This window comes from Dryocola clanedunensis (assembly GCF_038405435.1).
GTDB classification, from domain to species: domain Bacteria; phylum Pseudomonadota; class Gammaproteobacteria; order Enterobacterales; family Enterobacteriaceae; genus Dryocola; species Dryocola clanedunensis_A.
The window spans coordinates 388,955-407,683 of record NZ_JBBYHZ010000003.1 but is presented as its reverse complement, the minus strand read 5'-3'; the positions used below and the strand labels follow the sequence as shown (position 1 = coordinate 407,683).

The 18,729-nt window shown below is 51.1% G+C and carries 27 protein-coding genes, 1 tRNA gene and 1 pseudogene; 13 read left to right on the top strand and 16 right to left on the bottom strand.

Translation table 11 applies throughout. The features are described 5' to 3' along the window. Positions 1-78: 78 nt before the first annotated feature. The 6 genes from AAE045_RS09520 to AAE045_RS09495 all read right to left on the bottom strand — a co-directional run bounded on the left by AAE045_RS09520 (position 79) and on the right by AAE045_RS09495 (position 2,993). The gene (locus tag AAE045_RS09520) at positions 79-687 is read right to left on the bottom strand and encodes a hypothetical protein (RefSeq protein WP_455547500.1); all 609 of its coding nucleotides are present in this window, start codon (positions 685-687) and stop codon (positions 79-81) included. An 11-nt stretch (positions 688-698) separates the two neighbouring features. Then, the gene (locus AAE045_RS09515; protein WP_455547499.1) at positions 699-1,739 is read right to left on the bottom strand and encodes a DUF968 domain-containing protein; all 1,041 of its coding nucleotides are present in this window, start codon (positions 1,737-1,739) and stop codon (positions 699-701) included. Continuing rightward, positions 1,724-2,095 (bottom strand): RusA family crossover junction endodeoxyribonuclease, encoded by a 372-nt coding sequence (locus AAE045_RS09510; RefSeq protein ID WP_455547498.1) that lies wholly within the window; start codon positions 2,093-2,095, stop codon positions 1,724-1,726. The genes AAE045_RS09515 and AAE045_RS09510 overlap by 16 nt, the downstream gene beginning before the upstream one ends. A 2-nt stretch (positions 2,096-2,097) precedes the next feature. After that, positions 2,098-2,298, bottom strand: a complete 201-nt coding sequence (locus tag AAE045_RS09505) for a hypothetical protein (RefSeq protein WP_455547497.1) — start codon at positions 2,296-2,298, stop codon at positions 2,098-2,100. A gap of 157 nt (positions 2,299-2,455) precedes the next feature. Continuing rightward, on the bottom strand, positions 2,456-2,701 hold the full coding sequence (locus tag AAE045_RS09500; RefSeq protein ID WP_455547496.1) for a hypothetical protein: 246 nt from the start codon (positions 2,699-2,701) through the stop codon (positions 2,456-2,458). Between the two features lie 52 nt (positions 2,702-2,753). Beyond that, positions 2,754-2,993: a DinI-like family protein gene (locus tag AAE045_RS09495; protein WP_455547495.1), complete on the bottom strand. Its 240-nt coding sequence runs from the start codon at positions 2,991-2,993 to the stop codon at positions 2,754-2,756. Positions 2,994-3,499: 506 nt separating this feature from the next. Between AAE045_RS09495 and AAE045_RS09490 the strand changes: the two genes are divergently transcribed. Next, the gene (locus tag AAE045_RS09490) at positions 3,500-4,477 is read left to right on the top strand and encodes a hypothetical protein (RefSeq protein ID WP_455547494.1); all 978 of its coding nucleotides are present in this window, start codon (positions 3,500-3,502) and stop codon (positions 4,475-4,477) included. A 176-nt stretch (positions 4,478-4,653) separates the two neighbouring features. On the opposite strand, the gene AAE045_RS09485 is transcribed toward AAE045_RS09490, so the two are convergent. The 5 genes from AAE045_RS09485 to AAE045_RS09465 form a co-directional block, all read right to left on the bottom strand. Then, complete coding sequence (locus AAE045_RS09485; RefSeq protein ID WP_455547493.1) at positions 4,654-4,989, bottom strand: hypothetical protein; 336 nt, start codon at positions 4,987-4,989, stop codon at positions 4,654-4,656. Next, positions 4,982-5,467, bottom strand: a complete 486-nt coding sequence (locus tag AAE045_RS09480; RefSeq protein ID WP_455547673.1) for a class I SAM-dependent methyltransferase — start codon at positions 5,465-5,467, stop codon at positions 4,982-4,984. Before AAE045_RS09480 ends, AAE045_RS09485 begins: the two co-directional genes overlap by 8 nt. 68 nt (positions 5,468-5,535) lie before the next feature. After that, positions 5,536-5,838 (bottom strand): hypothetical protein, encoded by a 303-nt coding sequence (locus tag AAE045_RS09475; RefSeq protein ID WP_455547492.1) that lies wholly within the window; start codon positions 5,836-5,838, stop codon positions 5,536-5,538. 36 nt (positions 5,839-5,874) lie between these two features. Further along, positions 5,875-6,336 carry a replication protein P gene (locus AAE045_RS09470; protein ID WP_455547491.1) on the bottom strand — a complete coding sequence of 154 codons (462 nt, stop codon included), beginning with the start codon at positions 6,334-6,336 and terminating at the stop codon, positions 5,875-5,877. After that, positions 6,314-7,225, bottom strand: a complete 912-nt coding sequence (locus tag AAE045_RS09465; protein WP_455547672.1) for a DnaT-like ssDNA-binding domain-containing protein — start codon at positions 7,223-7,225, stop codon at positions 6,314-6,316. The genes AAE045_RS09470 and AAE045_RS09465 overlap by 23 nt, the downstream gene beginning before the upstream one ends. A gap of 287 nt (positions 7,226-7,512) precedes the next feature. On the opposite strand from AAE045_RS09465, the gene AAE045_RS09460 reads away from it, so the two are divergent. Further along, positions 7,513-7,704, top strand: coding sequence for a hypothetical protein (locus AAE045_RS09460; RefSeq protein WP_455547490.1), 192 nt, complete (start codon positions 7,513-7,515; stop codon positions 7,702-7,704). Between the two features lie 53 nt (positions 7,705-7,757). On the opposite strand, the gene AAE045_RS09455 is transcribed toward AAE045_RS09460, so the two are convergent. Continuing rightward, complete coding sequence (locus tag AAE045_RS09455; protein WP_455547489.1) at positions 7,758-8,312, bottom strand: toxin YdaT family protein; 555 nt, start codon at positions 8,310-8,312, stop codon at positions 7,758-7,760. A gap of 2 nt (positions 8,313-8,314) precedes the next feature. Beyond that, positions 8,315-8,542 carry a Cro/CI family transcriptional regulator gene (locus AAE045_RS09450; protein WP_455547488.1) on the bottom strand — a complete coding sequence of 76 codons (228 nt, stop codon included), beginning with the start codon at positions 8,540-8,542 and terminating at the stop codon, positions 8,315-8,317. A 101-nt stretch (positions 8,543-8,643) separates the two neighbouring features. Between AAE045_RS09450 and AAE045_RS09445 the strand changes: the two genes are divergently transcribed. From AAE045_RS09445 to AAE045_RS09420, 6 genes and pseudogenes are all read left to right on the top strand, one after another. Continuing rightward, entirely contained in the window at positions 8,644-9,030 is a 387-nt protein-coding gene (locus AAE045_RS09445) for a helix-turn-helix domain-containing protein (protein WP_455547487.1), read from the top strand. Positions 9,031-9,543: 513 nt separating this feature from the next. Further along, positions 9,544-9,684, top strand: a pseudogene (locus AAE045_RS09440) (hypothetical protein); the annotation flags it as partial. Between the two features lie 44 nt (positions 9,685-9,728). Beyond that, entirely contained in the window at positions 9,729-10,073 is a 345-nt protein-coding gene (locus AAE045_RS09435) for an RrF2 family transcriptional regulator (RefSeq protein ID WP_455547486.1), read from the top strand. Between the two features lie 142 nt (positions 10,074-10,215). Further along, complete coding sequence (locus AAE045_RS09430) at positions 10,216-12,339, top strand: 3'-5' exoribonuclease domain-containing protein (RefSeq protein ID WP_455547485.1); 2,124 nt, start codon at positions 10,216-10,218, stop codon at positions 12,337-12,339. 69 nt (positions 12,340-12,408) lie between these two features. Continuing rightward, a complete protein-coding gene (locus tag AAE045_RS09425) occupies positions 12,409-12,687 on the top strand; it encodes a DUF4224 domain-containing protein (protein ID WP_455547484.1) in 279 nt (92 codons plus the stop codon). Next, positions 12,626-13,657 (top strand): tyrosine-type recombinase/integrase, encoded by a 1,032-nt coding sequence (locus AAE045_RS09420; protein WP_455547671.1) that lies wholly within the window; start codon positions 12,626-12,628, stop codon positions 13,655-13,657. The genes AAE045_RS09425 and AAE045_RS09420 overlap by 62 nt, the downstream gene beginning before the upstream one ends. A 99-nt stretch (positions 13,658-13,756) precedes the next feature. Here AAE045_RS09420 and AAE045_RS09415 read toward each other — a convergent pair. Continuing rightward, positions 13,757-13,844: transfer RNA gene (locus tag AAE045_RS09415), tRNA-Ser, on the bottom strand. Positions 13,845-14,372: 528 nt separating this feature from the next. Between AAE045_RS09415 and yccA the strand changes: the two genes are divergently transcribed. After that, positions 14,373-15,032: an FtsH protease modulator YccA gene (gene yccA, locus AAE045_RS09410; RefSeq protein WP_455547483.1), complete on the top strand. Its 660-nt coding sequence runs from the start codon at positions 14,373-14,375 to the stop codon at positions 15,030-15,032. A gap of 107 nt (positions 15,033-15,139) precedes the next feature. Next, entirely contained in the window at positions 15,140-15,469 is a 330-nt protein-coding gene (tusE, locus tag AAE045_RS09405; protein ID WP_455547482.1) for a sulfurtransferase TusE, read from the top strand. On the opposite strand, the gene yccX is transcribed toward tusE, so the two are convergent. Continuing rightward, positions 15,466-15,747: an acylphosphatase gene (gene yccX / locus AAE045_RS09400; RefSeq protein WP_455547481.1), complete on the bottom strand. Its 282-nt coding sequence runs from the start codon at positions 15,745-15,747 to the stop codon at positions 15,466-15,468. The two genes, tusE and yccX, sit on opposite strands and share 4 nt — an antisense overlap. A 90-nt stretch (positions 15,748-15,837) precedes the next feature. Between yccX and rlmI the strand changes: the two genes are divergently transcribed. Then, positions 15,838-17,028 carry a 23S rRNA (cytosine(1962)-C(5))-methyltransferase RlmI gene (gene rlmI / locus AAE045_RS09395; protein WP_455547480.1) on the top strand — a complete coding sequence of 397 codons (1,191 nt, stop codon included), beginning with the start codon at positions 15,838-15,840 and terminating at the stop codon, positions 17,026-17,028. Positions 17,029-17,089: 61 nt separating this feature from the next. After that, entirely contained in the window at positions 17,090-17,407 is a 318-nt protein-coding gene (gene hspQ, locus AAE045_RS09390) for a heat shock protein HspQ (protein WP_455547479.1), read from the top strand. A gap of 26 nt (positions 17,408-17,433) precedes the next feature. Here hspQ and AAE045_RS09385 read toward each other — a convergent pair whose 3' ends face one another. Next, complete coding sequence (locus AAE045_RS09385) at positions 17,434-17,847, bottom strand: CoA-binding protein (protein WP_455547478.1); 414 nt, start codon at positions 17,845-17,847, stop codon at positions 17,434-17,436. A gap of 187 nt (positions 17,848-18,034) precedes the next feature. Here AAE045_RS09385 and csgI point away from each other — a divergent pair, with 187 nt between their 5' ends. Further along, entirely contained in the window at positions 18,035-18,700 is a 666-nt protein-coding gene (csgI, locus tag AAE045_RS09380) for a curli synthesis inhibitor (protein WP_455547477.1), read from the top strand. Positions 18,701-18,729 lie beyond the last annotated feature (29 nt).

Here is an 18,729-nt window from a genome sequence, read left to right as displayed (position 1 = left end):
CTGCCATCGTGGCGCAGCTCTGCCAAGCATGAAGCAATTATTTACTTTTCTGGGTTAGTTTCAAGCTTTATTTCTCAGTTAAGCGCCTTCAGGCAAATTCTTCACCGACAAAAACACCTTAGCCCTGAATATCTGCAGGCACCATTTAACACGCTCACGCGCCTTATCTGGGGTCAGCCAGGGGGCCGCCTGCTGAAGTTCACGGGCAATATCCGATATCTTGTCTCTTGTGGTGTAATACTTCACCCCTATCATGTAAACCGGATCATCTGATTTGAACGTTTGCAGCACAGCTTTTTCTACAAGGTCAGCGTCATCTCGCCAGCCCGCCTCTGCAATCATGTCGCTTAGCGTGACCGACCATAGAATTGTATGCGCACGGCGAACAGATTCACGCCCCCGAAAACCCTCCTCCCTCGCCTGGGCCAGTGCTGCCGTAATGCGCGAAAGCTGGGTGTCGGACCATTCATCTTCTTTTGCTTTAGTGATGAACCGGTTGCAGTTTTCCAGCCGGTACTGGGCGCTGGTTTTACCGCCGACACATTCTCCCCATGTTGTGAGCAGCGATTTGATCCACGCTGATTGAATAGTTTTTAGCGGGGTAAATCGTCCAAGATAGCTTTTCCGTGGTGCCGATGCGGCGCGCTCAATTGCAGAGTGATACGCTCTTCTTTGACGTGGCGTCATAACTTCTCTCCTCAGGCCAGAACGCCAAGCGCATAGGCCCGGTCCAGCGTATTTTTCATCATTTCCAGTTGTGAGCCGTGTTTCTGTTCGAACGCGCGCGGATCACGGTGAAGTTCGTCGTGGCATTTCCGGCAAAGCGGGATCGTAAAGCTGTCATGCGCTTTGGTACCTGTTCCGCCTTGCCCATAGCCGATAAGATGGTGAGCATCATCGGCCTGGCGGTTACACCCTGCGCAGGGTTGCGTTTTTACCCATTTCAGATATTCAGCATTCTGCCAGCGTCGGCGCTTTGGCCTGGCAAAGTGTGTTTCCGGGGATTCAGGATCAACGCGCAGTCTAACGACCGGCTTAATAGGGACGGGCTCAACCACCTGCAGCAGCCTTACGTTAACCTTCTTAGCTTTCTCAGAGAGAATGCTGGTAGCTGGTTCCGATGGGGTGATCTCGCTCTCTTTGTAAACGGACAGGATCGGCTCATCCTTGAGGCGTAATGCGCGCTTTGCCATGCTCTCAGTAATAGCCTCACCGATTCCGACATAAACAGCCCACCAGCAAAGCTCGCTCAGTGAAAGCTCTCGCTCCAGGTTGTAGCCGAGCTGGTGGAGAACTGACTCAATCACCCAGTCGAAGACGTTCTGGCGGGCAATACTCTCGAGTTGCTGTGTCGTCTGTTCACGCAGCTTGTTGTCGCAACCCCAGCATAAGAGCATCGCGCCCGGAGAATAACGCAGCGTCACAAGTTCTTTGTGGTGGTAATCGGAATGCGGGTACTGGCAGCATTTGGTGTAGCGCTTAAGCCAGGTCTCAAGAGAATTAATGCCACCAGCAGCAGTGATGACACGCTCATCCGTAAAGAACGCAGCAAGGGTTTCATCAGCCGCCAGCGGCTGCCGGGCATCGGGAACGCGGCCGGATGGCAGGCGGGCCATATGTTTTGGCTCCGCTTCTACCAGCACGCGGCCGGATGCAAACAGCCTCATTAACTCGCTACCAGGCTTAAGCAGCACCACGCCAAGATGACGGGCTATATCGGGTTTCAGCAATGCGCGCACGCTGCAACCTCCTGAATGATGATCTGCCCTGTTTCGCCCCATCGCTTTGTTATGTGCCCATCCCAGATGTGAGCATCGTCCTCATAAATCGCATCCATGAGGGCTTTCATCAGGTTGTCCATATCCGGTTTTGACTGATGCGGCTGGCCGTCATACTGCTGGCGCTTCTTCTTGCTCCAGCTCGGTGGCATGGGGATGATGAATGTGACATGGAATCCTGATTCAGGCAGCTGAACGTTATGCAGGCGTACTTCATCGCAGAAGGCGCGATAACGCATAACTTCGGGGCGTTTCTTCCAGCGATCGGCGCGTGTCATACGAGGCTTGCCCAAGGGAGCAATAGGATATGTTTTCACGCTCACCTCCAACACTTCTGTTGATAGGTTCGGTCGATGCGCGGTGGCCGGTCGGCCTGCGGCAACAGAGCGCTCACCGTCCACGTGGTGTAATCCGCAGACAGGCTTTTCTGTGTCTGTACCTGATTGGCCCTGTAGCGTTCTATCAGCTCATTGGCCTGGGCTTCGGTAAGATTGTCATGCTGGAACCAGTCTTTTTTCATGACTGTTTCCTGCGCGTGAGAGTAATGCTTTTGCTCAGACGTGACAAAAGACGGCCATGCTCATGGGAGCAGACCAGATAGCCGTTAAATATTGGTGATGATATTTGCGCCATGGTGTTCTCTCCAGGGCGCAGCAGGTATTGCAGGTTGTTCAGGCCTACGAATGAAGTGTATCAAAGCCGTTTGAAAGTCTGTAGCCCGCTTTTTCAAGCATTTCAGTGAACAATGTCGGGGTACCAACAATGTCCTCAGGATGAAGGGGGACAAAGGATATCTCGTCACCACGACGATACATCAGGGCACGGCCTTCGCCCGGAAAAGTCCCGAACTTTGCAACCACTGCGTAATCGTGGCAGCGAATGACCGCGTAACCTGTCTCTGGTAATTCTTCTTGTAAAAACACACCTACCCCCTTTACTCCTGACTATTCCCGGATAACGCTGGATGGACCGTGATTAATGAATTGCAAACCAGTCGTCCGCGCTCTCCCAGGTTTCCTGCAGGATCTCTTCGATAAGCTTTTTTTCGTCTTTTTCTACTCCAGTGACAGAAAGGCTATCGGAGCCAGCCTGACGGATAATGAGGCTGCAATTTTCATATCGGCGGGACAGTCTTTTGCTTAACTCTTGATGCAGCGCGGGGACGGCCCCGTTAGGCAGTTTTTTCGTTCTGTCTATTGTAACTTCAATCTTCATGGTTCCTCCTGAATCACATTACTGTATAAACATACAGTCATTATTAACGCTATTTTTAAGTAATGCAATTAAAATGAACCCTATGAACCTTAGGTTTTGTTCTTCACAAATTTCAGTGGGTTAAGTATTAGACAATGATTAATCGCCCTGTAAACCCGTGGCTTTAAACCCGGTGCTCAACAATCATCTGATACAAATGAATAGTCGAAAAATAAAGACATAATGCTTAGAGCGTTACTGGAGGATGTTGGTACTGCTAAACCTATAAAGCACGGCGTGGCTGTTGGTTTGGTCGCTTTATGATAGATGGCGAAGGTAGCTATACAGCCATTACTTGAAGAGTGTTGGCTCGCATCCATTTGCTTGTCAGTTTGAGATTTCAGCAATCACAAGCCTGTTTGACGGTTAAACTCAACTGACGTAGACTAAGTAAAATTTTTTATTAAATTTCCCAACTCACAAATCCTCACCACCACATTATTTTTCCTCTCGGAACTTAAAAAAACATGAAGCTCCCAGTTATCGCACTCGTCGTTGTGTCATTCTCGGCACCTGTTGCTAATGCTGCCTATAACCCAAGCGAAGCCGCCGCCGCTACCCAGCAAATCAATCAAGGGCTGAGCCAAATAAGTAATGCGCAGGCACCTAACCAAATCAAAGACGGTCAAAACAACATTGATGCTGGTATCTCACGTATCGAAAATATGACAGGTGGCACTTATGTCGGTTCAGTTCCTGCTGGCACTGGTCCACAACCTGAACGAGATACTGCGGCTGATGCACATACAACTTATGCTGCAGAGACGGCAAGGGCGTACAACGCAGCCCTTACAGCGGCTAAATACGCTGGAGCAAACCAAATAGCAAATATGGGTGTTAAGAACGATCCGACAGGTTCACCCGTCGCACAGGGAAACACCATTAACGGCACGTCTTACCGCGAAGGCATAACTCAGCAACAACAAAAAGCCATGGGAGTGGCTCCGGGCACATCTGTGTCGACTCCTGATCAGACTAATACAATAACTACAAACCAACCGACAGATTCAGCTGTTGCACAGAGCATCACAGTCAATGCCACCGCATACAGGGAAGGCATAACACAGCAACAGCAAAAAGCTATCGGCGTAGCTCCAGGCACTCTTGTATCTTCTTCAAAGGCTCCAGCTTCCATAAATGTCGCTGCTGCTGCTCTGCATCCTGATACACCTGTTAGCGTGTCAATTAATGGTGTTACTCAAGCTACAACAGCAGGAGCTCTGGCTGCTGTTAACCCTGATATCCAGATATCCGTACCGCACGTTGCTGTCTTTGAATCTGCCGCCGTTAAAGGTGGTTTCGATCACAATTCAGACACTTCATCCTCAGTCGGTCATCAAGGAAGAGGACAGGAAAATGCTCATTCACATGCCTTCGGCGGTCACGGCTATGGCGCTGATAACAGCCATACAGAGGGTTTCGGCGGTCACTCGCATTTTCATTAAAAGCGCCAATCTTCCTAAGAAACCAGAACCAATCAAGATTCCAACTTACACAGCAGAACCTCATTTAGAGGTTCTGCTCGCGGATACCCCCTACTTTCTTAAGGCCCACCAGCGGCAGGTTTTCAAGCTCGACGATGCGCCGGACGGCGTACTCGAGTTGTGGGGTAGTGGTCATCTTAATCACTCCTCTCTACGATGCCGCCAGCGGCTTGAATCACAGCTATAACATCTGATTTTCTAAGCCAACCATCAGTGTCATCCGCCCCCCAAATGAATCCCTCAGGCAGCTTCACGGATAGCTTGTTGGCTTCCAGCTCTGCGATGCGCTTCTCTGCTGCGTCCATTTCTTCGCCAAGCATTTGCGCGATCTGGAACCAGTTAGCGCGCTGCTCTTCTTTCAGCTCCAGCGCCGCTATCAGCTCATCAGCATCTTCAGAGGTTAGTTCAACGCTTCCCCACAGCCCCTTCTGCGCCCGCATCATCTTGATGATTTCGTCGGTTCCCTTATTCATGGCTTGCCCCTTTCACGAAGATAATCCAGTGGGTTTTGTCGGCCTTGCCGGTGCGCTGCCAGATTGCCGGCTTTTCGTCTGTCAGTGCGATAACCTGACTAACCGGCACCTGTGTTTCGTTCCATTTAAAGATGAGCACGCCGTGTGGCCACAACACACGAAAAGCTTCTGCGAACCCGGCGCGCAGGTCATCGCGCCACGTTTCTTTGTTGAGCCGTCCGTACTTTTTCCCCATCCAGGCATTTTCACCGACTCGCTCGAGATGCGGCGGATCGAACACGACGACCGGGAAGCTATTGCTGGCGAACGGCAGTGCGCGGAAATCTGCTATCACATCCGGGCTAATGACGAGCTGGCGACCGTCGCAGAGCGTGTGCTCTTCGGCACGTATGTCGCTGAATATGGCTCGCTCGTCCTGCTTATCGAACCAGAACATGCGGCTGCCGCAACATATATCGAGAATCGTCGGCTCACTCACGGTATTCATCTGCACCTCTAAAGCGTCGTTATTCGGGTTAAGAGGTGCGAATGCGGCTCTTAGGTTAGTCATGCGCGCACCTCTGCAAGCAGGCGATTCAGCAGCGCCATGTTCGGGCTCAGGCCAAATACTGGTTCGTTGCAGTCAGCTGCTGGAGGGATGATGTGATAAGTCATCTGGCCAAGAACGCCGCGGTTCTCGATGATCCTGGCGCGCTTCAACAGCGATAAAGCTGACCCTACGGTGACGGTGCTGATTTTCAGCGCTTTAGTAATCTCGGAATGCGTGCACCCTTCGTGCTTGCGGATGTACGCCTCCACCAGTTCGCGGCCTGTCGGCTTTGATTTTTTCTGCTGATTTCCATTTTTCATGAAATGGCTCCTGGTCATTGGTCAAAACTCGATTGTTTAAATCTTTCCTGCCGCCTTCCGGCGTAAATACTCTTCGCGCAGCTGCTGTGCTGGCGTTGGCTCTCCTGATTTCGCTTTGGCCTCGATTCTTTTCCTGATGGGCGGAACCCAATAACCTGACGCAACTTTTTTCTCCCACCGGGTAAGCTTGAGCGCTGCAAGCTTGTCCATTTCCCTCTGCGAAAGCCTGCGCTCAACGCACTCCCGGCGCATCTCTACGCAAATGTGATACAGAACCGCGTGCCTCCAGTTGAACTCTTCCGAGGAAGCGAACCGCCACCCTTCGCTCTTCCAGCGCGCATACTCCGCCAGCACGTCAGCCACGTTCAGCCCAAACGCACCACCCGAGCACTGAGCGGCCAGAGAAATAAAATCGGCCAGGTCTGGCGGCCATGTATCTCCTGCGTTGCACTGCTCAACAAGGCGAGAGCACACTTCACTCAGATGCCCCGCTGTCATCGTTGAAATCTGCGTCACCCATAGCGTTGACGGACTCAACCCATTCTTCGTTACCCAGCGATTCCCATACACGCCCGCCAGCGTCTCCCACAGCTCCCAGGCTCTGCTCTCCGCCTCGCTGGTGCTGCTCACGTTCCCTGCGCTCCCGCTCAGCTCGAACAGCGCTGGCTGCTGAGCCGCCGGAAACTGGTGTATTTTGCCCATTGTTTGTTGCCTCATGATTTACCTTCCAGTCGTTGTCGAACTCCCGCCCCGTACCCAGAAAGCGCTGAGCCTGCATCACGTACCCTGTCCCGGTCTGGCCGCGACTGTCGCAGAAAAGCCGGTATCGCTTGACGCCTTCCAGCATGGTTTCGCAGGACACCCCCTCTCGCTTGCGGGCCTTCCAGGCGGAGTGGGCTTTGTTCTTCGGATTACTCCCCTCCCGCTTCGGATACGCACTCCAGAGAATTTCAAACTCATCAGGGTAAGCACCTCCCGTTTCCTGTTGTGTCCGGGGCTGAGTTTTCTCAGCACCTGACATAGTGTTTTTAGGGTTTAATATCTGTTTACTGTTTACTGCTTTCTGGATACCTGATGCCAAAGGCTTAGGCTTATCCTTAGGCAAAGGCATTGCCATGTCGTATGCCTTCCCCATAGCCTCAGAGACCGCATAACACGTAGCCTGCAGGGAATTCCATGCATCCCATTTCAGTTCACATTCAGGTAATAATTCAAAGGCCCGAGCCCATGATTTGATGACATTCACTGAAGCTGGCGGGTTATGTGCCGCAGCCTTAGGAAGCCAAAAAACTCTGGCTACAAGGTCGGCTTTAACCATGCCGAGAGATAAGGCTTCGCCTAAGGCTAAGTCGAAGGCTTCCTGCTCCCATCCCAGTTCTTCTGCCAGCGCCGCGCGCCCAGCTTTAAACAGCCCCGGGATAATCCCCGTAAACGGGCTGGTCAGCAGATAGATAAACAGGCTTTGACCACTGGGTGGCAAAGGCGATAATGCGCGAAACTTTGGGTCATCCCACATGGTGATCTTCACCTTGCGGTAAGGCTCGTTGCTTGCCTTGCTTCTAGCCAAGGTCCTAGCCTTATCATTGCTTTCTTTATCTGTCATAATTGCTCCAGATAGTGTTCAGCACCATTTTTGTCACGCATATTCAATTGATTTACAAAGAGAAAAATCTCATGACTGACACCGTTTTTTGTATTCCTCAAAGAGATGAAATTGAGTTCTCCATTGAGGATGGCTACATCTGTCTTTCCCAAGTCAATGCATTGGGTGATGAACCAAGCACGATCCGCATCCACCATCTTGATGCCGAATGGATAATTTCTGGACTCAACGCTGCTGTTGAGGCTGCTAAAAAAGTCAGTTAGCCAAAGCAGGTGTTTTTGGGGTAATTTCACAATGGTCATTGGTCAAAACTCGATTAAAACAACTGCGGGGTTATAGCGCTCAGGCTTGCCAGTAACGGCCCCACTGCATCTGTCGGCAACATGTTGAAAAGGGATATCGCAGCCTCGCGAACCTCCTTCTCCAGTTTTTGCAGAGGGGCACCTATCAGTTTTGCCTGGTGCGCTTCGCTGCACTCTTTGATGGCATGTGCGACCAGTTCCGCCTCTGTCATTCCTTTGCGCAGGCCATACTTACGGGCAATCTCGATCGGCATTGCTTGTGCTATTGCCGGAGCAAGCTGCATCACATATCCGTTGTACTTGTCTGAAGCCGTCTCATTTTTCAGATAGCGGAACAGGTTCTGTTTATTCACAGTGATCCCCCGACCATCCTGCTTATCCCACTGTTCAGCCACCAGCTGAGCGATCTTTTCCTGCGCCTGGCCGGGCAACGTCTGCTCCCACTCCCTTACCGCGTTCTGGATAGATATGCGCTTACCGTTGTCCCGGCGACGGGGTTCATACTGATTTTGTGTTTTCAGCGAAAGACTGTTTCGCTGGCTATGATGGTCATAAGTTAAGGAATGCATTGTCAGTCCTCCTGCTGTGGCAACCCATCGGTTGGATTAGGATAAAGGTCAGGTCGTAACTCGTAGGGGGTTATGCCTGTTGCTCTAAATACCTGCAGCACCCTTGAAGCGGGGACCAGTCCCTTGTTTTTGGTTTTCCATTGGCTCACAGCCATGCCACTTACCCCAATTGCGTAAGCGAGCTTGTTTGCCGACCCTGCTGCTTTAATCGCATTATCAAGTGCCGTCATGATTTTCTCCTCGTTATGATGGAGATAATAAAGCATAGGTTTACATTAAGTGCAAACCTTTAATTTATTGCGACTATAAACTAAACATTTACAATGAGCTCATGAAACAAAAAACAGAACTGGGTGAATTGCTTATAGCGCGTCTGACCGAGATTACGGAACGCGGCATAAGCAAGGCTGACATGGCGAGGATTGCAGGCGTTACACCGCAGGCGGTTAACGGCTGGTTTAAAACTGGTGCCATTAGTAAAAAATCCGCTATAGCTATTGCTGAAGCTGCAGGAGTTTCCATTACATGGCTGCTCGGTGAAGAGGTTGAAGAAGGTTCGGGACTGAAAACTAACGAAGAAAAAATGTTGCAGCTTTTTCGACAACTACCAGAATCTGAACAAGAGAGAATGATTGATCTTTTCCAAATCAGATTAAAGGAACTCGATGATTACGTTAATAAATATCTCCGTGGTCGGTATAAGTTAGCCGACGAGTAATATTACTCTCCAAAGCACCCCAATTACTTGAAAGAACCGGCGAAAGCCGGTTTTTTTACGCCTGCCTTAAGTTGCCCAACAAGCTTTATCCTCTAAAGTAAAAATTTACCCATCTATAAGTTATGAATTGACACACGTATAAACCAGTGCTTTAATCTCTTCACGACGAAGCGAGCAGTCATCAAGGCAGGACGCCCACGAGAGTAGCTGCCGGCGGCATACGAAGCACCGGATGAGATGGCACAGTTTAACGCGCAGCAGGTTAAGTAACGTTCCGCCAGCCTGGCGATAAAGGCAGTAGACGAGAGACAACCATGGCTAAAAAACAATTCACGGTGGTAATCAGCTGTTGCTCTGGTTACAGAACTTACCGTGTCAAAGCACACGACTGGAAAGACGCGGACTCCATCGCTGATGGGATGCACCGGAGATTAAACCAAGATGAAAAACCATCGGAAATAGGTACAGCTGCCGTTATCAAGGGCTGGCCTGAAGTTTGGTGAGGAGAAGAGCATGATTGATTTTGCACGCAAACCAGCACGCTGTCAGGCAGTCCCGCTCAACGTCGTTGAGGTTCTGCTCCGTAAGCTCTGCTATGTACTGGCCCAGAAGGGCGACCCGACTGTTGACCAGCAGTCTTTAGCAAAAAAGTAATCGAGTTTTGACCAATGGCCATACTGGCCGGAACGGGGATCGTCATGGAATTTGGAATGAAAAGAGTAATGGCTTCGGTGCAGGTCGTTGCAACCATGAATCGTATGTATACCGGCACTCCTGTGCCGCTAACAGAACTGAGCAAAGAAACGAAGCTGTCTGTTTCCTACCTCGAGCAGATTTTCAAGAAGCTGCGCGCCGGGAAAATAGTTGTCTCGCAAAGAGGCCCTGGCGGCGGTTACAGCCTGTGTGAAAAAGAAATTTCAGTATCAGAGGTTATTCGGGCGGTCAGCAAAATACCCACGAACAGCACTTTCGAACCCGTCCTGAACGCGCTGAATGGTGTACTTGTCTCGCAGCTGCACAGCGGGAAAAGCCCAGCCCCATAAAGCACAAAACCCGCGCAAGGCGGGTTAAGTACTCCGGTCAGCCGACCAAAGCTTTCCGGAATCGAGTTTTGACCAATGACCACTACCCAAGGCGGCAATCACTAGCTGCGGGTATCTTACAACCTTAAGGAACCCAAGCGCAATGAACACATACGCGTATCTCGTTAAAGCCAAAGCAAAAGCAACAGAAGCTAAAAGCCTGTTCTGCTGGCTTTCTGCAAAGTCTGAATCTCGCGCCGACCGTGAGATCCTGAACATCCTTGAAGATAACGGCATCGAAGTTGGCCGCGGCACCGACCATAATCTACCGGTTCGAACCAACTGGCATGTTGTCGATGATCTTCCTGAAGAAGGGAAAATTGATTCGGCATGGTGCGATCGTTACGAACTCGCCGAAGATGGACTTACATGGAAGAAAATCATTGCTGATGCGCCAGCAGTAATTGAAAGCGTACCGGCCGTAACTGCCGGTGGACAAGTAGACTTGTCGCCTGAAACACCCCCTACCCCTACAGGTAGCGATACTAGCCTTACCTCCCACGAGCAGGTTTCAGAACGTCCGGATGATAAGGAGATCGTCGTGAGTCATAAGCTGCCCTTTAACACCGAACTGGCCCACTTCTGGCTAGGCGGTATGTTCACGGCCACGCCGAAGGAACGCGCGGCAGCCAATGCCGCAGCGATGGATACCGATGACAGCTACCTGCAAAACGTACTGCTCGCACTGAATTCCGTCGAATCTTGCAAACACTGCTTTAATCACAACCGTTTATCACTGCTGAACAACATAAAAAAAATCTGGCCGTTGGATGGTAAAGCCCCGTCTCTTAACCTCATTCTGTCTTTTACTCAAGAATGGATGACTGCGGTTAGCGACGAATCGGACAAAGATGGCAAACACCGGGCGGACGTTGTAGACAAGTGGCTGACCCGTTGCCGCAAAGAATCCACCCCATTAGGCGCTACTGCCGGTGGCAATAAGACCGATCGTAACTCGGACATAGTTCACACGCTCGATACGCTGGATCTCGAAATTGCGCTGGCCACCCTACCGATGGATTTCAATATTTATGATATTCCCGGAGGCGTTTATCGCCGGGCAAAAGAAATCGTCCAGAAGAATGAAAGCCCATTTAAGGAATGGTCCGCTGCGTTACGTTCTACGCCCGGCATCCTGGATTATTCCCGCGCTGCAATTTTTGCGCTGATCCGAAGTGCCGCAGATGACGTCTGCCATTTCCCTGTAAGCCTGCAAACTTATATCAACGCCAATCTGACGGAAAGCAACCACGAAACACCGACAGCAGAAACCTTATCGGCGGCACGGCATCATCCGGAAGAAAGTTGGGAGAACGAAATTAATCGCAAAATCGAAGCTGATCGTGATGAAAATGCCATCCGACCCCGCTTCACCGCAGGACAACCAGAAATCACCAGCATGGGCGGGGGAATGTTTTGTATTGATGGAATCACCAGTAATTCCCCAACTGTAGATGAGCAGTCCAAAGCAGAACAGCCAACGGAGAACGCCGATAATGTGCAGGTGGAAGAAACTCACGGTAATGAAACCGAAGCTCACAATGAAATGCAAGTGGGCCAAACAACAGATGAGTCAGCTGAAAGCGATGCTGGTGTTAATCAGCAGCCAGATCCCCTGAATAATGATTCCGGGCATCATATTGAAGAAGCCACCAGCGATCAACTGTACTCCCATCTGATGGTGGATACAGAATCGATGGGCTCTAACCCTGACGCACCGCTCATATCTGTGGGGGCTATATTCTTCAACCCAGAAACAGGGGCGACGGGGGCCGAATTTTACAAAGTCATCAGCCTTGAATCAGCTATGGCATTTGGCGGCAAGCCTGACGCCGGAACCATTCTTTGGTGGATGAAGCAATCATCCGAGGCGCGATCGGCTCTGCTTATTGAAGATGTGATCCCGCTTGATGACGCACTTCTGCAGTTCAACGACTTCATCAGCGAAAATTCTGCAAATGGCCCAGCCTCTGTTCAGCTTTGGGGAAACGGTGCCACGTTCGATAATGTTCTGCTGCGCCAGTCCTTCGAACGCACTGGCATCCCTTGCCTGTGGAAATTCTGGAATGACCGTGATGTGCGCACCATTGTTGCGCTGGGCAAAGCTGTGGGAATAGAGCCGCGCTATGAAATTCCATTTGAAGGGGATCAGCATAATGCCCTGGCCGACGCGCACCATCAGGTGAAATATGTATCGGAAATCTGGCAGGTCCTGGCTCAAATCTGATTTTCCAATTTCAGCAAATAACCATCCGGCCAGTTATCTTTATCTGGCCGGTCATCAGAGGGATGACCCATGCATGAACTTACGCTGTCACCTCAGGAAATTGCGGAAATAACCGGATACAGACGTTACACGCACCAGCAGCGTCAGCTGCGCTGCCATGGCATTCCGTTCACCACTGACGGACGCAATCGCCCTATCGTTTTGCGCAGAAATATTGCGCCGGGAACTTCCGAATTACCAAAGGTTGATGATTATGTTGCTACAGAACCAGACTTCGACGCTATCTATGGGCAGGCCAAGAAAAGATCCGAAAGATGTTCATCTTCCACCGCGGGTTACAAAAAATAAATACAGCTATGTATGGAAACCAAAGGGAACAAAGAAAAGCGTTACCCTGGGACGAATAAACGAAACCAGCATCGCTAAACTTTGGCAGCGATACGAGCAGGAAAAAGCGAACCGTCATGATGTAATGACATTTGCCAGGATTTGGGGAATGTTCGTCGAAAGCCCAACTTTCACAGAGCTGGCCCCGCGAACGCAGAAGGACTACCACCAACATCAACGCCAGCTGCTGGCTGTATTTGGAAAAATGAGAGCAGACGATATAAAGATTGAGCAGGTACGCATTTTCATGGACAAGCGGGGCCTGAGCAGCAAAAACCAGGCAAATCAGGAAGTGGCGAGTATGTCGAGGGTCTTTGGCTGGAGTTATGAACGGGGTTATGTGAAGGGAAATCCCTGCAAAGGGATCAGAAAATTTACCCTCGTAGATAGGGATGTTTATATTCCAGATGAGGACTATGTGGCTATCTATGAATGTGCCCCCGTGGAAATTCAGGTTGCCATGGAGATCTCTTATCTATGTGCAGCGCGTGAGGGGGATGTGCTTGATGTGCTGCTGTCTGATATACGGGACGAAGGTCTTTTTATCGAGCAAAACAAAACGGGCAAAAAGCAGATCAAGCAGTGGTCGCCGCGTTTGCGGACGGCAGTAGATCTCGCCACCCAAAAACTGGTTAACCGGTCAGCGGCTGGTTACCTGATCCCGGGGCCATCCGGCGGGAAAATGAATAAGAAAACATTCAACACCTGGTGGAATAAAGCCAAGAAAGCAGCTGCCTTGAAAATTGGCCGTCCTGTTCCAGGAACGTTTCATGACATTAAGGCCAAGGCGATTTCTGACTATGAAGGAAGCACCCGTGATAAGCAGTTGTTCTCTGGGCATAAGACTGAAAGCCAGGTGAACACCTACGATCGCAAAGTTAAGATCTCCCCTACGCTGGATGTACCTTTCATGGCAAAAGAGGGAAAATAGAAGGCAGACGGAGTGAAAATATACCAAGTGAATATACCAACACTTTACCAACACCCCAAAAGCAAAAGGGGTCGCCTTTCGGCAACCCCTTGATAATGTTGGCGGAAGCGCAGAGATTCGAACTCTGGAACCCTTTCGGGTCGCCGGTTTTCAAGACCGGTGCCTTCAACCGCTCGGCCACACTTCCAACGAGGCGAACTATAAACATACCCATACTTCATGTAAAGCACGAATTTGTTCGTTCGCCTGAAAAACAGCCAACTTTAGTTTATTTGACTGAAATGCCAACAAACTGTCTAGTTTAACAACACTTTTTAGCGAGCTCCCCCCGCCGCTCTCAACGTTTTATGTACTTTTCTTAGGTCTGGGATTGCCCGGCACAGTTTAAGAGAGCCAGCAAAGTGGGAACGTTAGCAGCCAGGTGCCGCAGGCAATGGCCATGACAATGACCGCTATGCCGATTTTCATGAATGAGTTATGGCTTTGTGCTTTCGTAAAAAACACCTAATTTAAGCGTGACACAACGGTACGGCTACAACTCTTAGCGACGAACGTAATAAAGGCTATATTTTTCAGCAAACTATAAGTAAGTACTATGAAACGAAAATTGTACGTTTTTGCAGCATCATCAGGTAAAGATGGGTAAAACACCTTCCGTTAACGAAGGGCGCCGCTTATTCTTCGCCACTATATACATCAAAGAGAGAGTTTCTGAATGGATCGCATAATTACCTCCTCGCGTGACCGTTCGTCACTGTTAAGCACCCACAAGGTGCTGCGAAACACCTATTTTCTGCTCAGCCTGACCCTGGCATTCTCCGCTATGGTGGCGACAGCCAGCACTGTGCTGATGCTGCCATATCCGGGGCTGATCCTGACGCTGGTCGGAATGTACGGGCTGATGTTCCTGACTTATCGCCTGGCTAATAAACCATCGGGGATTATTGCTGCCTTCGCGTTCACCGGCTTCCTGGGCTATATCCTTGGTCCAATTCTTAATGCCTACCTGTCTGCGGGCATGGGCGACGTTATCGGTATGGCGCTGGGCGGAACCGCGCTGGTGTTCTTCTGCTGTTCGGCCTATGTGCTGACTACCCGTAAAGACATGTCCTTCCTGGGTGGCATGCTGATGGCGGGCGTGGTGGTAGTGCTGGTAGGTATGGTCGCTAACATCTTCCTTCAGTTACCTGCTCTGCACCTGGCGATTAGCGCAGTGTTTATCCTGATCTCTTCCGGCGCAATTTTGTTTGAAACCAGCAATATCATTCGCGGCGGCGAGACAAACTACATCCGCGCCACGGTGAGCCTGTACGTTTCACTGTACAATATCTTCATCAGCCTGCTGAGCATTCTGGGCTTCGCCAGCCGCGACTAACGGCTGCGCAACCTGAACTTCATGGCCCCGCTTTTGCGGGGCTTTGTTTTTTCCGTGCGGGCAAATTTGTTACACTGCCTCGAATTTGAATAATGTCGTGGATGAGTATGTTGACGTTCGAAGGTAATACTATCGAGACGGATGCCGACGGGTATCTGAAAAACAGCGCCGAGTGGAGCGAACCGCTGGCCGTTGCAATCGCAGAAAAAGAAGGGATTACGCTGGCGGTTGAGCACTGGGAAGTGGTGCGTTTCGTGCGCGAGTTCTATCTGGAGTTTAATACTTCCCCGGCCATTCGCATGCTGGTGAAGGCGATGGCAAATAAGTTTGGCGAGGAAAAGGGAAACAGCCGCTATCTGTACCGTCTGTTCCCTAAAGGGCCAGCCAAACAGGCCACGAAAATCGCAGGCCTGCCTAAGCCGGTGAAGTGCATTTAATAGCGAATGCCAAAGTTGGTCCATTCTCTGTCGGGCTGGTGCGGTTCGGTGAGCACTTTATCAACCCTGGCGCTGCGTGGACCACCGGCTTTCAGCCAGTCGATAAGCTGTTCCACCTTCTCTGCCTCTCCACAAGCTAGTACCTCCACGCTGCCGTCATCCATGTTGCGTGCATAGCCTGTTAACCCCAGATTCTGCGCTTCACGCTGCGTGCTGTAACGAAATCCAACGCCCTGAACCATGCCGTGGACCCAGGCGAGCGTACACACTGATGCCATAACTTCCTCCGTTTAGGGTTCTTACGTTGCATTTAGCGGGTGTAACCCGGAAAATGACGGCTAATTCTTAGCAAAACAGCATAGCAAAATATGACCGTACGTTTAGTGTTAACCAAAGGGCGTGAAAAATCTTTATTACGCCGTCATCCGTGGGTATTTTCCGGCGCAGTTGCCCGCATGGAAGGGAAAGCGAATCTCGGTGAAACCATCGACGTTGTGGACAGCAACGGAAAGTGGTTAGCCCGCGCGGCTTACTCCCCATCCTCGCAAATCCGTGCACGCGTCTGGACGTTCGATGCCGGCGAAGATATCGATATCGCCTTCTTCTCCCGCCGTTTGCAGCAGGCACAGCAGTGGCGCGAATGGCTCGCTAAGCGTGACGGGCTGGACAGCTATCGCCTGATTGCTGGTGAATCCGACGGTTTGCCAGGCGTGACTATCGACCGCTTCGGTAACTTCCTTGTTCTGCAATTGCTTTCTGCCGGTGCTGAATATCAGCGCCCTGCTCTGGTCGCGGCCCTGCAGCAGCTGTTCCCTCAGTGCGCCATCTACGACCGCTCTGACGTGGCCGTGCGTAAAAAAGAAGGCATGGAGCTGACCCAGGGTCCGGTAAGCGGCGAGTTACCGCCCGATCTGCTGCCAATCGAAGAACACGGCATGAAGCTGCTGGTGGATATTAAAGGCGGCCATAAAACGGGTTACTACCTCGATCAGCGCGACAGCCGTTTCGCGACGCGCCAGTACGTGAAAGATAAACGCGTGCTTAACTGTTTCTCCTACACCGGCGGCTTTGCCGTTTCTGCCTTAATGGGCGGCTGCAGCCAGGTCGTAAGCGTTGACACGTCTCAGGACGCGCTTGACGTGGCTAAGCAGAACGTTGAGCTCAATAAGCTCGACCTGAGCAAAGCAGAATTCCTGCGTGATGACGTATTCAAACTGCTGCGTAAGTACCGCGATGCCGGGGAGAAGTTCGACGTTATCGTCATGGATCCACCAAAGTTTGTGGAAAACAAAAACCAGCTGATGGGCGCATGCCGCGGTTACAAAGATATTAATATGCTGGCAATTCAGCTCTTAAACCCCGGCGGCATCCTGATGACGTTCTCCTGTTCAGGCCTGATGACCACCGATCTGTTCCAGAAAATCATCGCCGACGCCGCCGTAGATGCCGGGCGTGATGTACAATTTATAGAGCAGTTCCGTCAGGCGGCCGATCACCCGGTGATCGCAACCTATCCGGAAGGTCTGTATCTGAAAGGGTTTGCCTGTCGCATCATGTAGCTTGAAAAGGGGAAAATTGGCCGCATATCCCAATGCAAAGCAATATTCCCGGGAGGTGACTATGATTGCCAGCAAATTCGGTATTGGTCAGCAGGTGCGCCACTCGTTGCTGGGTTATTTAGGGGTGGTCGTGGATATCGACCCAGAGTATTCCCTTGATGAACCCACCGAGGACGAACTGGCTGATAACGATGCTTTGCGCACCGCTCCCTGGTACCACGTCGTGATGGAAGATGACGATGGCCAGGCCGTGCATACCTATCTTGCCGAGGCCCAGCTGAGCTGGGAATCACAGGATGAGCATCCGGAGCAGCCTTCAATGGATGAGCTGGCTGCGTCAATCAGGCAGCAGCTTCAGGCACCTCGCCTGCGTAACTGACAGGACCCCGCGCTCGCGGGGTTTTCTTATTTAGCCAGCCCGAGTCTCGGAATTTCAATCGCCGGACAGCGGTCCATGACGACATTCATTCCCGCATCCTGCGCCAGTACGGCCGCCTGTTCATTAATAACGCCCAGCTGCATCCACAGCGTTTTGGCGCCGATCGCTATCGCATCTTTCGCTACTTCCCAGGCCGCTTCTGAGTTACGGAACACGTCGACCATATCTACCGGCTCTGGGAGCTCTGCCAGCGTGCCATAACCCTGCTGGCCTAGCAGCGTTTTCCCGGCCACTTTAGGTGAGACAGGAATAACCCTGTAGCCCTGATCCAGCAGATATGCCATCACCCGATAGCTTGGACGGTCAGGCTTATCGCTGGCCCCGACCAGAGCAATGGTTTTTGTATTTTTTAAAATACTTTCAATATCCGTCTGCTTCATGACGCTCTCCGCCTTAAGGGTGTAATCAAAAGTGTATGCCAAACGTTACTGACCCACCATCTTTCCCATACGGATGTATGAGAGCAAAAGCCCAGAATATGTCTATATGTTAATAAACCAGAATTGTGAAAAGTTTTGATACATTCAGGAATGGTTATTTCGGGGCGCACTGGCGGTGGAGAAAAGAATGAATATCGGGCCAATATTACTCGTCTCAAGCGCCCTGCTCCTGCCTGCTGCGGGGTGGGCAACAACCCTGCGCCTGTCTCCCGATATCGACCTGCTGGTGCTGGACGGCAAAAAAGTATCAAGTTTTTTACTAAAAGGTGCGGACAGCATTGAACTGGATAACGGCCCTCACCAGCTGGTGTTCCGCGTTGAGAAAAACGTGCGGGCAAACCTGCGGGAGCAGCGGCTCTATATCTCCCCGCCGCTGGTCGTCAGCTTCAATACCAGGGAGATAGGCCAGGTTAACTTCAATCTTCCCCGTCTGGAAAACGAGAAAGAGAGCGAAGCTTTTGATAGCGCCCCCCACCTGCAGCTTCTTGACGGCAGTTCAGCCGTTATTCCCATAAATCTGGACGTGCTGGCGCTAAAGCCCACATCGCAGGGTATCGATTATGAAAACGATACCCAGCGCTACAACAAAGCAGGGAAAATCGCCTCTGTGCCGCAGTTTGCCACCATGATGGCGGACGACAGCGCTCTGCTTTCCAGCTCGTCCGAATTAGATCCTCCCGTTCGCCCGTCAGAGACACTCACCGGGCAAAGGCTTAAATACTGGTTCACCCAGGCGGATAAAACGACTCGCGAAAACTTTCTGCAGTGGGTTAAGGAACATCCTTCTCAGTAATGACGCGCATTTTTGATTCCCTTCTATTG